A 12,746-nucleotide genomic window follows, 5' to 3' on the forward strand; every position below is an offset into this window, starting at 1 on the left:
GAAGGCGACATGGACGAGAACACCCGCTACCAGGTGCTGCGCAACGACGAGGAGCAGTACTCCCTCTGGCCCGCCGACATCGAGGTGCCCGCCGGCTGGCAGCCCGTCGGCAAGGAGGGCACCGAGGCCGAGTGCACCGCCTACGTCGACGAGGTCTGGACCGACATGCGGCCCAAGAGCCTGCGCGAGCGCATGGAGAACGCCGGCGCCTGACCGGCCCGCACACGACACGCCGGGCCGGCCGCACCCGCGCCGGCCCGGCGCCCCGCCCCCACGCGTCGCCGTTCCGGCGCCCCACCGCCCTCGGCCCCCACTGCACCGCAACTCACCCGAGGAGCCCGTCATGACCCCCGTCCTGCGGACCGAACGCCTGGACTTCCTCCCCTACCGACCCGAACACGAGGACCACTTCGTAGCGCTGCTGCGCGACGAGGAGGTGTGCCGCTGGATGGGGCAGGACCTCGTGCCCGAACCGCAGCTGCGCGAGCTGTTCCGCGCCATCCTCACCGACGTCTACCCCCAGCGCCGCTTCGACGTGTGGGGCCTGTGGACCGAGGGCGCCTACGCCGGGCACGCCGAGGTGAAGCCGACCGGCAACGTCGACGGCCACGAACTCGTCACCGCGCTCGCCCCCCGCCACTGGGGTCACGGCCTGGGCGGCGAGGCGGTGCGCGGACTGCTCCGTTACGCCGCCGAAGACCTGGGGCTGACCGAGGCTTACGGCATGGTCGGCGCCGAGAACACTGCCAGCCTGGCCATGTGCCGCCGACTGGGCTTCCGGCACCTGCGGGACGTCGTCGGCGACGACGGTTCCGTGACCAAGCTGATGGTCATCTCCACGAAGGACCCGGACAACGGGACGAAGACCGGGCCGGTGATCGGGACGAAGACCGGGACGAAGACCGGGACGGAGACGACGGACACCAGGACGAAGAACGGGGCGGACACCGGTGCGGCGGCCGCAGCAGCGGCCGTCGAGGACGCCGTATGAGCCGGCCCCCGCTCGGCGAGAGCGTCGCCGAGGCGGCGGACACCGGGCCCTCGCCCGGGCTGTGGCGCAACCGGGACTTCAATCTGCTGTGGACCGGTCAGTGCCTGTCCGACCTGGGCGGCGCCATGGTGGAACTGGCGCTGCCGCTGCTGGTCCTCCAGCAGACCGGCTCCCCGGCGCGGGCCGGCCTCGTCGGCACCGCCGGGCTCGTCACCACCCTGGTGTGCCGGCTGCCGGCCGGCGTCCTCGCCGACCGGTACGACCGGCGCGGGCTGATGATCGTCTGCGATGTGGTCCGCCTCGCCGGGTACGCCCTCCTCGGCTGGGCGGTCGCGGCGGGCACCGCGAACCTGCCGGTCATCCTCGCCGTGGTGGTCGCCGGCGCGGCCGCCACGGCCGTCTTCAGCACCGCCGAGCACGCCGGCGTGCGCAACCTGGTCCGCCCCGACCAGCTCACCGCCGCCGTCGCCCGCAACGAGGCGCGCACCTACGCCGTCTCGCTGGCCGGACCGCCGCTGGGCGGTCTGCTGTTCGGGCTGGGCCGCGCCCTGCCCTTCCTCGGCAACGCGCTGAGCCACCTGCTGTCCCTGCTGGCCGTCTCCCGTCTCCGGCGGCCCCTGCAGCGGCCCCGGCCGCCGGAGACACCGGCCGGAGCGGCCGGGCGCCCTTCCGCCGCGCAGGGCCTGCGCTTCCTGCTGGGGCACCCCTTCCTGCGCACCCTGCTGCTGATCGCGGCCCCGCTCAACATGGCCTTCACCGGCATGATCTTCGCGATGACGCTCGCGCTGCGCCGCGCGGGCGTCCCGGCGTACCTGGTGGGTCTCGCCGGCGCCGTCTTCGCGGTGGGCGGCCTCCTCGGCGCGCTGGCGGCCCCGGCGCTCCAGCGACGGCTGCGGCTGCCGGCCCTGATCAGGCTGCTGTGCTGGGCGACCGCCGCGCTGATGGCGGTCGGCACGCTGCTGGCCGGCACCGTCCCGGCCGCCGTACCGCTGGCCGCGGCCGTGTTCCTCGGACCGACGGCGAACGCCGCCCTGTTCGCCCACCAGGCCGCCGTCACCCCGGACCACCTCCAGGGCCGCGTCGTCGGCGGCGTGCTGCTCGCCGCCGGCTCGGCGGCCGCGCTCGCGCCCGCCCTGGCCGGCGCCCTGCTGGCCCGTTTCAGTCCCGCACCGGCGATGCTGGTCTTCCCGGTGCTGGTCACCGTCGCCGCCGTGACGGCCACGGTCGGCAAGGGCCTGCGCAACCCGACCGTGTAGCCCCGCGTGCACAGGGGCTGCGCGGGCGGCCCGCACGCGCTGTAATGGCCGAGTGGTGGGTGACGGCGCTGCGATCAGCAGCACGCGGACGGAGCGTGCTGAAGCCGCCCTTGTTCTCCTGATGGCCTCACCCCCCGCCCCCGACCGGCTGCGCCGGGTCCTCGAACAGGCACTCGTGTTCGCCGGGGCGTCCTTCGCCGGGGTGTACACGCCCGGCGACGACCCCGCGACGCTCCTGCTCGCCGAGTCGGCCGGCCTGCCGCGCACCCTGTACGGCCTGCGCGACAGCTATCCCGCCCCGGGCGCCCACCCGGTCGCCGAGGCGCACCGCACCGGACGGACGCGCTGGCTCGGCCCCGCCGAACTGGCCGACTGCCCGGAAGCGCGCCGCACCCCGTCCCCGGACTTCTCGATCGCGGCGCTGCCGCTCGGTCTGGCGGGCGGCGGCTGCCTGCTGGCCGTCAGCGAGCACCCCGGCGGCTTCGGCGCCGACGACCGGGCCTGCCTGGAGCTGATCGCCCGGATGGTCGCGGCACCCGCCCCGGTCGCCGCGGGCGAGACCGGCGAGCTGCCCGCGGACGCCTTCAGCCTGGCCATGGACAGCGGCCGGGTGCAGGCCGGCGACGCGATCCTGCGGCTGTTCGGGATCAGCCGGGACGGCTTCGACGGGCGGGTGGAGACCCTCCTCGGACACGCGGTGCCCGAGGACCTGCCCGCCCTGATGTCGGTGGTCGAGGCCGACCACCTGTCCATCGGCGACCGCGAGCTGGAGTTCCGCGTCCTGCAGCCCGCCGGACCGCCCAGATGGCTGCGGCTGCGCGGCCGGCTGCTGCCCGGCGGCGAGGGCCGGCCGGCCCGGCTCGTCGGCACCGTCGCCGACGCCTCCGCCCAGCGCGCCGGCGTCACCGACGTGGCCCGCGTCCAGCGACTGGCCGCCGCGCTCGCCACCGCCGGCACGGTCAAGGACGTCGGCCAGGCCGTCGTCGACGCCCTGCGCCGGCCCCTGCGGGCCGACCGGATCGCCCTGGCCGAACTGGAGAACGACCGGCTGGTCGTCACCGTCCTCGACCCACCCGAACCCGAGGCCTGGCCGGAGGTGTGGCGCAGCGAGTGGCGCACCGAGTGGCCCGACGCGCCGGTGCGCTCCATGCCCACCCTGGCCGCCGCGCTGCGGGCGGGCCGGGCCCGGATCTGGCCCGCCGGCTCGGCGCTGGAGCCCGCCCTCGCCGAGGTCGGCCCGGGCGGCCTGGCCGTGCTGCCGCTGCCCGCCGGCGACCGGATGGCCGGCGCCTGCCTGATCGGCTGGCACCGCCCGCACGACTTCGGCCCCGACGAACGCGCCCTGCTGACGGCCTGCGCCGGCCTGACGGGCCAGGCCCTGCTGCGTGCCCACGCCTTCGACGCCGAGCACGAACTCGTCGGCATGCTCCAGCGCACCCTGCTGCCCCGCCGGCTGCCCCGGCTGCCCGGCGCGGTCGCCGTCGCCCGCTACCTGCCCACGACCGCCGGGCTGGAGGTCGGCGGCGACTGGTACGACGTGATACCGCTCGCCGACAACCACGTCGCCTTCGTCATCGGCGACGTCCAGGGCCACAACGCCGGCGCCGCCACCCTGATGGGCCAGATGCGCACCGCCCTGCGCGCCTACGCCGCCGAGGGCCACTCCCCGGACGTGGTCGTCGCGCACGCCAACCGGCTGCTGCTGGACATGGAGACCGACCTCTTCGCCACCTGCGCCTACGTCGACGTCGACATGGAGCAGGGCACCGCCCTGTGCGTGCGCGCCGGCCACCTGCAGCCCGTGCTGCGGCATCCGGACGGCACCACCGAGATCGTGCAGGCCGAGGGCGGCCCGCCGCTCGGCGTGCTGGGCCAGGCCGAGTTCCCCATGACCCCGCTGCGGCTCCAGCCCGGCACGGTCCTCGCGCTGACCACCGACGGCCTGGTGGAGTCCCCTGACTCCGACATCGACGAGGGCATGGACCGGCTGGCCGGCGAGCTGGGCGCCGCCGACCCCGGCCATCTCGGCCTGGTCGCCGACGCCCTGCTCACCGGCGCCCACCGCAGCGACGACATCGCCCTGCTCCTGATGCGCTACGACGGCATGGCCGTGCGTCCGCTGCGCGAGAGCTGGACCGTCTGGCGGGTCCCCGAGGCCGCCAGGCACGCCCGCCGCTTCACCCGGCGCACCCTGCGCACCTGGGGCGTCGGCCCGGGGACCGTCGAGGCGGCCCTGCTGGTCGTCTCCGAACTGGTCACCAACGCCCTGGTGCACACCGGCGGGCCGGTCCGCCTCGACCTCAGCCTGGTCGGCCACCGGCTGCGGCTCGCCGTCGCCGACACCTCGCCGCGCAGCCCCGTCCAGCCGACCAGCATCGGCTGGGAGGCCACAGGCGGCCGCGGCATCCTGCTGGTGGAGGCGGTGTCGGCGGCCTGGGGCACGGTGCCGGTCAGCGGCGGCAAGCAGGTGTGGGCGGACCTCGAATCGCCCGGCTGACCCGCCACTCGGGTACGGGTGCGGCCCCGTCGCGGCAGGTCGACGGGCGCCGCGCGCCGAGCGTGCCTATGGTCGGTGGGGTGGCACACACCTTCGAGGAACTGGTGGCGAAGCAGCGCGCCGCCGACGCGGCGCACCGCATGGTCCGGGAGCTCCGGGAAGCGTACGGGCCGCCCGCCGGGCGGCAGATGACGGGCGCCCAGTCCGGCACCTACGAGACGGCCCTGCGCGCCTGGCGGGACCTGGACCGGGAGGTGCAGGCCGCGGTGACCGAGTACGCCAAGGAGAGCGGCCGGCCGCGGACCGAGGTCGAGGCGGAGGTGACGCGGGCGGCCGCACCGGAGGACTCGTGAGACGCTCCTCCCGTGCGGCCGGCCGCCGGGCCGAACGCCTCGTCGAGGCGGCCGACGCCCGCCTCCCGGTGCTGGAGGGCGGGTCGCTGCTGCGCAAGGCGTTCCCCGAGCATTGGTCCTTCCTGCTGGGCGAACTCGCCCTCTACAGCCTGCTGGTGCTGCTGCTGACCGGGGTCTGGCTGACGTTCTTCTTCGAGCCGGAGATGCGCGAGGTCGTCTACCGGGGCTCCTACGCGCCGCTGCAGGGGACGCTGGTGTCGTCCGCCTTCGACTCCACCCTGCGGATCAGCTTCGACGTGCGCGGCGGACTGCTGATCCGGCAGATGCACCACTGGGCCGCGCTTCTCTTCGTCGCCTCGATCGGCGCGCACATGCTCAGGATCTTCTTCACCGGCGCCTTCCGCCGGCCCCGAGAACTGAACTGGGTCATCGGGGTCACACTGTTCGCGCTGGCGCTGGCGGAGGGATTCGCCGGCTACTCGCTCCCCGACGACCTGCTCTCCGGCACGGGCCTGCGGATCGCCCAGGGCATCATCACGTCGATCCCGGTGGCGGGGACGTACCTGGCCTTCTTCGCGTTCGGCGGGCAGGTCCCGTCGCACGACATCATCACCCGGCTCTACCCGGTGCACATCCTGCTGATCCCGGGCGCGCTCGTCGCCCTGGTCTCGGTGCACCTGATCCTGGTGTTCCACCTGAAGCACACCCAGTGGCGCGGCCCGGGCCGCACCAACCGCGACGTCCACGGCAAGCCGCTCGTCCCGCAGTTCAGCGCCTCCTCCATCGGCCTGTCCCTGACGGTCGCCGGCGTGCTCGCGGTGCTGTCGGCCGTCGCCCAGATCAACCCGGTGTGGGTGTACGGCCCCTACCGCCCCGACCAGGCCTCCACCGGTTCCCAGCCCGACTGGTACGTCGGCTTCCTGGAGGGCGCCCTGCGGCTGGTGCCGCCGTGGGAGACCGACTTCGCCGGCCACACCGTCATGTGGAACGTGCTGCTGCCCGCCGTGGTCCTGCCCGCGGTGCTGTTCGCCGTGCTCTACGCCTACCCGTTCGTCGAGCAGCGCCTGACGCAGGAGTGGCGGCAGGAGCGGCACCTGTGCGACCGGCCGCGCGAACGGCCCGTGCGCACCGGGCTCGGCGTGGCGGCCACCGTGTTCTACGCGGTGCTGCTGCTGGAGGGGGCCAACGACGTCAGCGCCCAGACCTTCCGCGTCTCGGTCAACGCGCTGACCTGGGTGTACCGCGTCGCACTCGTGGTGGCGCCCGTCCTCGCCTTCCTGCTGACCCGCTGGCTGTGCCGGGCCCTGACGGCGGCCGAACGCGAGCGCCTCGCCGAGGGCGTGCCCACCGGTGACATCCGGCAGACCCTGGCCGGCGGCTACGAGACCGACCACGAACCCTTGGAGTCGTTCCGCCCCGGAGCGCCGCGCAGGGAGATCACCGACGCGCGTACTGGAACGCCATCCCGAACACACCGCGGGCCAGGACGCCGCAGCCGATGAGGAACAGCCACAGCCCGTAGACGACACCGGTCGCCGTCACCGCGAAGCCCAGCGCGGTGACGACCGGCCACGGACTCTCGTCCGGGAAGAAGGCCACCGGCCCCGCGCCGTCGGCCACCTCGGCGTCCTTGCGGTCCTGCGGCCGCCTCCCCTTGCGCCGGTACTGCACCAGGAAGAAGAACGACACCAGCGACGCCATGCCGCACGCGACGACCAGCGCGGCCGTGCCGGCCGGCTCGCCCGACCACACCCCGTACAGGGCCGCGGCCCCGCCGAAGAACGCCGCCACCCCGCCGAACAGCATCGACTCGGTCTTCATCGCTTCCCTTCCTCCTCGGCCCGGCGCACGACCTCCGGGTGGTGCAGGTCGAAGGCGGGCGACTCCGAGCGGACCCGGGGCAGCGCCACGAAGTTGTGCCGGGGCGGCGGGCAGGACGTCGCCCACTCCAGGGCCCGCCCCCAGCCCCAGGGGTCGTCGATGTCGACGCGCTCGCCCCTGACGGCGGTGCGCCAGACGTTGTAGAGGAACGGCAGGGTGGAGACGCCGATGAGGAACGCCCCCGCGGTGGAGATGCTGTTGAGCAGGGTGAAGCCGTCCCCCGGCAGGTAGTCCGCGTAGCGGCGGGGCATGCCCTGCTCGCCGAGCCAGTGCTGGACCAGGAAGGTGAGCTGGAACCCCGGGAAGAGCAGCCAGAAGTGCACCTTGCCGAGGCGTTCGTCGAGCATCCGGCCGGTGAACTTCGGCCACCAGAAGTAGAAGCCGGCGAACATGGCGAACACGACCGTGCCGAACAGCACGTAGTGCAGGTGGGCGACGATGAAGTACGAGTCGGTGAGGTGGAAGTCCAGCGGGGGCGAGGCGATCAGCACGCCGCTGAGCCCGCCGAGGAGGAAGGACACCAGGAACCCGCAGGACCACAGCATCGGCGTCTCGAACGACAGCGAGCCGTACCGCATGGTGCCGATCCAGGCGAAGAACTTGATGCCGGTGGGAACGGCGATCAGGAACGACATGACGGAGAAGAACGGCAGCAGCACGGCGCCGGTGGCGAACATGTGGTGGGCCCAGACGACGGCCGAGAGCATCGTGATGGCGATGGTGGCGCCGATCAGCGGGAGATAGCCGAAGAGGGGCTTGCGGGAGAAGACCGGCAGGATCTCGGAGACGATGCCGAAGAACGGCAGGGCGACGATGTAGACCTCGGGGTGCCCGAAGAACCAGAACAGGTGCTGCCACAGCAGCGCGCCCCCGTCGGCCGCGTCGAAGACGTGCGCGCCGAACTTGCGGTCGGCCTCCAGGGCGAGGAGGGCGGCGGTCAGCACGGGGAACGCGGGCAGCACCAGGATCGAGGTGAACAGCACGTTCCAGGTGAAGATCGGCATCCGGAACATCGTCATGCCGGGGGCGCGCAGGCACATGACGGTGGCGATGAAGTTGACCGCGCCGAGCGTGGTGGACACACCGGTGACGACCAGGCCCATGGCCCACAGGTCGCTGCCCGCGCCGGGGGAGTAGTAGGCGCTGTTCAGGGGTGCGTAGGCGAACCAGCCGAAGGAGGCGGCGCCACCGGGGACGAGGAAGCCGGACACCACCATCAGGCCGCCGAAGAGGTACATCCAGTACGACAGCGCGTTCAGCCGGGGGAAGGCCACGTCCGGCGCGCCGATCTGCAGCGGCATCACCGCGTTGGTGAACCCGGCGAACATGGGGGTGGCGAACAGCAGCATCATGATCGTGCCGTGGATCGTCACGAACTGGAGGTAGTCCTGTTCGCTGAGCACCTGCAGCCCCGGCTCCGCCAGTTCGGCGCGCATCCCCAGGGCCAGCACCCCGGCGAGCAGGAAGAAGCAGAACGCGGTGACCATGTACAGCCGGCCGATCACCTTGTGATCGGTCGTCGAGAGCCAGCGCAGCAGGGTCCGGCCGGGCCGTGGGGCGGTGGTGGAGTACCGTGCGGTGATCTCCGCGATCTCCGACATCTCCGGTGTCTCGGTCATCCCGGGCGACGCTACTCCCGGGGCCGGCCGGGCGGCCCGCGCCACGCCCTGCGCCCGGCGGCCGGATACGCCGCCGGCTCGGCCGATCGGCTGAAGCGCCCCGCGCCAGGCATCCGGCGCGCGCTCCCGGGTACCCGCAGGTCATGAACACTGCCACGTACGAAGCAGCCGCCGGCGCTCAGGTGTTCGGGTACGTCCTCGTCCTCGTGGTCGGCGTCGTCCTCGTCGCCGGACTGCTGTGGGCGTTCCGGCTCGGTTTCAAGGTGCGCCGGCGGGAGCCGGCCCCGCCCCGGCCCGAGGAGCAGCCGAAGATGCCGCCGACCGGCCCGGTCCGTGAGACCAGCGAGATGCGCGAGCCGCACGAGGTGCCCCGCGCCGAGGACGGGAACGAGCGGCTCACCCCCCACCAACTGGGCAACGTCGGCAGCCGGCGCGCCGAGGACCAGCAGCGTCCGCGCTGGTCCCCCGGCTCCAGCGGCTCCTTCGGCGGCGGTGGCGGCGGCCGCACCTGAGCCGCGCCGCCCACGGGTTTGCGTCGCCCCGGCGGTGGGGACCCGGGCGCACTGACACCGCAGGCGCCGGGCCGGCGCACAGGCCGGCCCGGCGGCAGGGCAGAAGAGAGAAGATGAGACGTCGTGACCGCGCACCCCGTTGACAGGCCCGTGTTCCCCTACGCCGAAACCGGCTGGTCCGAGGCCCGCCGCAAGCAGGACAGAGGCGTGCGCACCTGTGTGCCGGCCATAGCCGAGCGCACCGGTCCGCAGCAGCGGAGCGGGGAGCGGGACGGCAACATAGTGCGCGGCGAGGACTGAGCGGCGCCGGGGCGGTGAGCGGCGTCACGGCGAGAACCGGCGGCCCGGCCCAATAGGGCGAACAAGGGTCCGGACCGGGCGGTCCGCCGTTAGGGTATGGCCAATATGAACCTCCTCGTCACCGGCGCCGCCGGGTTCATCGGCTCCCACTACGTCCGCGGCCTCCTCGCCGACGACTCACCAGACGCGTCGAGCGTCACGGTGCTGGACAGGCTCACCTACGCCGGTACCCGCGCCAACCTCCCGAGCGGTCATCCCCGCCTCGACTTCGTGCACGGCGACATATGCGACGCCGCCCTGGTCGACAAGCTCATGGCCGGCGCCGACCAGGTCGTGCACTTCGCCGCCGAGTCGCACGTCGACCGGTCGATCGACGGCGCCGGCGAGTTTGTCCGGACCAACGTGATGGGCACCCAGACGCTGCTGGACGCGGCGCTGCGGCACGGCGTCGGCCCGTTCGTGCACGTCTCCACCGACGAGGTCTACGGTTCCATCGAGTCCGGCTCCTGGCCCGAGGAACACCCCCTCGCGCCCAACTCCCCGTACTCCGCCTCCAAGGCCTCCTCCGACCTGCTGGCCCTCGCCCAGCACCGCACCCACGGCCTCGACGTCCGGGTCACCCGCTGCTCCAACAACTACGGCCCGCGCCAGTTCCCGGAGAAGGTGATCCCGCTCTTCGTCACCAACCTCCTCGACGGTCTGGACGTCCCGCTGTACGGCGACGGACGCAACGTCCGCGACTGGCTGCACGTCGAGGACCACTGCCACGGCATCGAGCTCGTCCGCACCAAGGGCCGCCCCGGCGAGGTCTACAACATCGGCGGCGGCACGGAGCTGAGCAACAAGGAGCTGACCGGACTGCTCCTGGAGGCCTGCGGCGCCGGCTGGGACCGGGTCGAGCGGGTCCCCGACCGCAAGGGCCACGACCTGCGCTACTCGGTCGACTGGAGCAAGGCCCGCGACGAACTGGGCTACCGCCCCCGCCACGACTTCGCCGCCGGGCTCGCCGCCACGGTCGCCTGGTACCGGGACAACCGCTCCTGGTGGGAGCCGCTCAAGCGGCGGAGCAGCCGATGAGGTGGCTGGTCACCGGCGCGGGCGGGATGCTCGGCCAGGACACCGTCCGGGAACTGCGCGAGCGCGGCGAGGACGTCACCGGACTCGGCCGCACGGCCCTCGACATCACCGAACCCGCCTCCCTGCGGCGTGCGTTCGACGACCACGGCCCCGACGTCGTCGTCAACTGCGCCGCGTACACGGCCGTGGACGACGCCGAGACCGACGAGGCGGCCGCTCTGCGCGTCAACGGCGACGGCCCACGGCTGCTCGCCCGCGCCTGCGCCGCCCGCGGCGCGCGGCTGATCCACGTCTCCACCGACTACGTCTTCTCCGGCGAGGCCCGCGACACCCCCTACGCCGAGGACCACCCCCCGGCCCCGCGCACCGCCTACGGCCGCACCAAACTCGCCGGGGAGCGCGCTGTGCTCGCCGAACACCCCGGCGGCGCCGCCGTGTTGCGCACCGCCTGGCTGTACGGCGCCCACGGCCGCAACTTCGTGCGCACCATGCTCGAACTCGAGGCCCGCCGCGACACCCTCGACGTCGTCGACGACCAGCGCGGGCAGCCGACCTGGAGCGCCGACGTGGCCGTCCGCGTCGCGGACCTCGGCGCCACCGGCGCCACCGGCGTCTGGCACGCCACCAGCGCCGGCGAGGCCACCTGGTACGAGCTGGCCCGCGAGGTGTTCCGGCTGGCCGGCGCCGACCCGGACCGGGTGCGCCCCACCGACAGCCGGTCCTTCACCCGGCCCGCGCCCCGGCCCGCCTACAGCGTCCTCGGGCACGCGCGGTGGCGGGGGGCCGGCCTGGAACCGCCGAGGGACTGGCGGTCCGCCCTGTACGAAGCCCTGCCTCACATCCGCAAGGAGATGTCCCAGTGAAACGGCACGAGTTCCTGCGGGAGCTCCACAAGGTCACCGCGAACCGCAACTACCTGGAGATCGGCGTCAACGACGGCCGCAGCCTGACGCTGTCCCGGGTGCCCAGCGTCGCGGTCGACCCGGCGTTCAAGGTGGTCACGGAGATACGCTGCGACGTGCACCTCGCCAAGGCGACGAGCGACGACTTCTTCGCCCGCGACAACCCCCTCGCGCACCTCAGGGGCGGCCGCCATCCGCTGCGCAACCTGGCCCGCAACCGCAGCCCGTTCGGCTACTGGTGGCGCACCACACTGGACCTGTCGTTCATCGACGGCATGCACCTGTTCGAGTACGCGCTGCGGGACTTCATCAACATCGAGAAGCACTCGGACTGGGCGAGCGTCATCGTCTTCGACGACATGCTGCCGCGCAACGTCGACGAGGCGGCCCGCGACCGGCACACCGACGCCTGGACCGGAGACGTCTACAAGCTGGTCGAGATCCTCGACCGGCACCGCCCCGACCTGGTCACCGTGCTGGTCGACACCGCGCCCACCGGACAGCTCGTGGTCTTCGGCGCCGACCCGTCGAACACCGTGCTCAAGGACAGGTACGACGAGATCATCGCGGAGTTCGAGGTCCCCGACCCGCAGAAGGTCCCCGAGACGGTCCTGGAGCGCACCACCGCTGCCAAGCCCGAGGACTTCCTCGGCGCCGGCTTCTGGAAGCCGCTGGCCGCGGCCCGCAACCGGGGCACCAAGCGGGCCCGCGGCTGGGAGCCGCTGCGACGCGCACTGGAGCCGTACGCCGTCAGCCGCTGATCCGGCCGCGCAGCCGCTCGTAGTGGGCGGAGCAGTCCGCGTAGGAGGGCAGCAGCCCGGACCGCTCCGCCTCGGCGAGGGTGGGCGCCTGCGCGTCCTTGTCCGACAGCACCGGCTCGATCCCCGTCGGCCAGTCGATGCCCAGAGCGGGGTCGAGGGGGTGCACCCCGTGCTCCCGCCCCGGCGCGTACCCGGCCGAGCACAGGTACACCACGGTGGCGTCGTCGGTCAGCGCCATGAAGGCGTGCCCGAGGCCCTCGGCGAGGAACACCGCGTGCCGGGTGTCGTCGTCCAGCCGTACCGCCTCCCACCGCCCGAAGGTGGGGGAGCCGGCCCGGATGTCCACCACCACGTCCAGCACGGCGCCGCGCACACAGGTGACGTACTTGGCCTGCCCGGGCGGTACGTCCGCGAAGTGGACGCCCCGCAGCACACCCCGCCGCGACACCGAGCAGTTGGCCTGGGCGAGGTCCAGGTCGTAGCCGGTCGCCTCGCGGAACTCCGCACCCCGGTACCACTCGTGGAAGCTGCCCCGGTCGTCCGGGAACACCTTGGGCTCCAGCACCCACGCGTCCGCTATCTCCAACTGCCGCACCG

At 73.4% G+C, this 12,746-nt stretch carries 14 protein-coding genes; 11 read left to right on the forward strand and 3 right to left on the reverse strand.

Annotation, left to right across the window (positions count from 1 at the left end; all coding sequences use genetic code 11):
- Positions 1 to 9 precede the first annotated feature (9 nt).
- The 6 genes from ACFQ9Z_RS32460 to ACFQ9Z_RS32485 all read left to right on the forward strand — a co-directional run bounded on the left by ACFQ9Z_RS32460 (position 10) and on the right by ACFQ9Z_RS32485 (position 6,599).
- Positions 10 to 213 carry an MbtH family NRPS accessory protein gene (locus ACFQ9Z_RS32460; RefSeq protein WP_356822881.1) on the forward strand — a complete coding sequence of 68 codons (204 nt, stop codon included), beginning with the start codon at positions 10 to 12 and terminating at the stop codon, positions 211 to 213.
- 130 nt (positions 214 to 343) lie between these two features.
- The gene (locus ACFQ9Z_RS32465) at positions 344 to 991 is read left to right on the forward strand and encodes a GNAT family N-acetyltransferase (protein ID WP_383027708.1); all 648 of its coding nucleotides are present in this window, start codon (positions 344 to 346) and stop codon (positions 989 to 991) included.
- Complete coding sequence (locus tag ACFQ9Z_RS32470) at positions 988 to 2,247, forward strand: MFS transporter (RefSeq protein ID WP_383027711.1); 1,260 nt, start codon at positions 988 to 990, stop codon at positions 2,245 to 2,247. The genes ACFQ9Z_RS32465 and ACFQ9Z_RS32470 overlap by 4 nt, the downstream gene beginning before the upstream one ends.
- A 121-nt stretch (positions 2,248 to 2,368) precedes the next feature.
- Positions 2,369 to 4,744: a SpoIIE family protein phosphatase gene (locus ACFQ9Z_RS32475; protein WP_383027716.1), complete on the forward strand. Its 2,376-nt coding sequence runs from the start codon at positions 2,369 to 2,371 to the stop codon at positions 4,742 to 4,744.
- Positions 4,745 to 4,824: 80 nt separating this feature from the next.
- Positions 4,825 to 5,097 (forward strand): hypothetical protein, encoded by a 273-nt coding sequence (locus tag ACFQ9Z_RS32480; RefSeq protein ID WP_383027719.1) that lies wholly within the window; start codon positions 4,825 to 4,827, stop codon positions 5,095 to 5,097.
- On the forward strand, positions 5,094 to 6,599 hold the full coding sequence (locus ACFQ9Z_RS32485; protein WP_383027724.1) for a cytochrome bc complex cytochrome b subunit: 1,506 nt from the start codon (positions 5,094 to 5,096) through the stop codon (positions 6,597 to 6,599). Before ACFQ9Z_RS32480 ends, ACFQ9Z_RS32485 begins: the two co-directional genes overlap by 4 nt.
- On the opposite strand, the gene ACFQ9Z_RS32490 is transcribed toward ACFQ9Z_RS32485, so the two are convergent.
- Together ACFQ9Z_RS32490 and ctaD are read right to left on the reverse strand one after the other, a co-directional pair.
- Positions 6,535 to 6,918: a cytochrome c oxidase subunit 4 gene (locus tag ACFQ9Z_RS32490; protein WP_383027727.1), complete on the reverse strand. Its 384-nt coding sequence runs from the start codon at positions 6,916 to 6,918 to the stop codon at positions 6,535 to 6,537. The genes ACFQ9Z_RS32485 and ACFQ9Z_RS32490 overlap by 65 nt on opposite strands.
- Complete coding sequence (gene ctaD / locus ACFQ9Z_RS32495) at positions 6,915 to 8,579, reverse strand: cytochrome c oxidase subunit I (RefSeq protein WP_383027936.1); 1,665 nt, start codon at positions 8,577 to 8,579, stop codon at positions 6,915 to 6,917. Before ctaD ends, ACFQ9Z_RS32490 begins: the two co-directional genes overlap by 4 nt.
- A 161-nt stretch (positions 8,580 to 8,740) precedes the next feature.
- Between ctaD and ACFQ9Z_RS32500 the strand changes: the two genes are divergently transcribed.
- From ACFQ9Z_RS32500 to ACFQ9Z_RS32520, 5 genes are all read left to right on the forward strand, one after another.
- Positions 8,741 to 9,109 (forward strand): DUF6479 family protein, encoded by a 369-nt coding sequence (locus ACFQ9Z_RS32500; protein WP_383027732.1) that lies wholly within the window; start codon positions 8,741 to 8,743, stop codon positions 9,107 to 9,109.
- A gap of 123 nt (positions 9,110 to 9,232) precedes the next feature.
- The gene (locus ACFQ9Z_RS32505; protein ID WP_383027736.1) at positions 9,233 to 9,409 is read left to right on the forward strand and encodes a hypothetical protein; all 177 of its coding nucleotides are present in this window, start codon (positions 9,233 to 9,235) and stop codon (positions 9,407 to 9,409) included.
- 105 nt (positions 9,410 to 9,514) lie between these two features.
- Complete coding sequence (rfbB, locus tag ACFQ9Z_RS32510) at positions 9,515 to 10,486, forward strand: dTDP-glucose 4,6-dehydratase (RefSeq protein ID WP_383027939.1); 972 nt, start codon at positions 9,515 to 9,517, stop codon at positions 10,484 to 10,486.
- Entirely contained in the window at positions 10,483 to 11,349 is an 867-nt protein-coding gene (rfbD, locus tag ACFQ9Z_RS32515; RefSeq protein WP_383027741.1) for a dTDP-4-dehydrorhamnose reductase, read from the forward strand. Before rfbB ends, rfbD begins: the two co-directional genes overlap by 4 nt.
- Positions 11,346 to 12,149, forward strand: a complete 804-nt coding sequence (locus ACFQ9Z_RS32520) for a class I SAM-dependent methyltransferase (RefSeq protein WP_383027744.1) — start codon at positions 11,346 to 11,348, stop codon at positions 12,147 to 12,149. The genes rfbD and ACFQ9Z_RS32520 overlap by 4 nt, the downstream gene beginning before the upstream one ends.
- Here the strand turns inward: ACFQ9Z_RS32520 and rfbC are convergent.
- Positions 12,139 to 12,744 (reverse strand): dTDP-4-dehydrorhamnose 3,5-epimerase, encoded by a 606-nt coding sequence (rfbC, locus tag ACFQ9Z_RS32525; RefSeq protein ID WP_383027748.1) that lies wholly within the window; start codon positions 12,742 to 12,744, stop codon positions 12,139 to 12,141. The two genes, ACFQ9Z_RS32520 and rfbC, sit on opposite strands and share 11 nt — an antisense overlap.
- Positions 12,745 to 12,746: the final 2 nt, after the last annotated feature.

Source organism: Streptomyces sp. NPDC056580, from assembly GCF_042793175.1.
In the GTDB taxonomy this organism is placed as follows: domain Bacteria; phylum Actinomycetota; class Actinomycetes; order Streptomycetales; family Streptomycetaceae; genus Streptomyces.

What these genes read in the sequence shown, in the direction of transcription:
- ACFQ9Z_RS32460 (WP_356822881.1), top strand. Translation starts at nt 10, where the DNA reads ATGGACGAGAACACCCGCTACCAGGTGCTGCGCAACGACGAGGAGCAG.
- ACFQ9Z_RS32465 (WP_383027708.1), top strand. Translation starts at nt 344, where the DNA reads ATGACCCCCGTCCTGCGGACCGAACGCCTGGACTTCCTCCCCTACCGA.
- ACFQ9Z_RS32470 (WP_383027711.1), top strand. Translation starts at nt 988, where the DNA reads ATGAGCCGGCCCCCGCTCGGCGAGAGCGTCGCCGAGGCGGCGGACACC.
- ACFQ9Z_RS32475 (WP_383027716.1), top strand. Translation starts at nt 2,369, where the DNA reads ATGGCCTCACCCCCCGCCCCCGACCGGCTGCGCCGGGTCCTCGAACAG.
- ACFQ9Z_RS32490 (WP_383027727.1), bottom strand. Translation starts at nt 6,918, where the DNA reads ATGAAGACCGAGTCGATGCTGTTCGGCGGGGTGGCGGCGTTCTTCGGC.
- ctaD (WP_383027936.1), bottom strand. Translation starts at nt 8,579, where the DNA reads ATGTCGGAGATCGCGGAGATCACCGCACGGTACTCCACCACCGCCCCA.
- ACFQ9Z_RS32500 (WP_383027732.1), top strand. Translation starts at nt 8,741, where the DNA reads ATGAACACTGCCACGTACGAAGCAGCCGCCGGCGCTCAGGTGTTCGGG.
- rfbB (WP_383027939.1), top strand. Translation starts at nt 9,515, where the DNA reads ATGAACCTCCTCGTCACCGGCGCCGCCGGGTTCATCGGCTCCCACTAC.
- rfbD (WP_383027741.1), top strand. Translation starts at nt 10,483, where the DNA reads ATGAGGTGGCTGGTCACCGGCGCGGGCGGGATGCTCGGCCAGGACACC.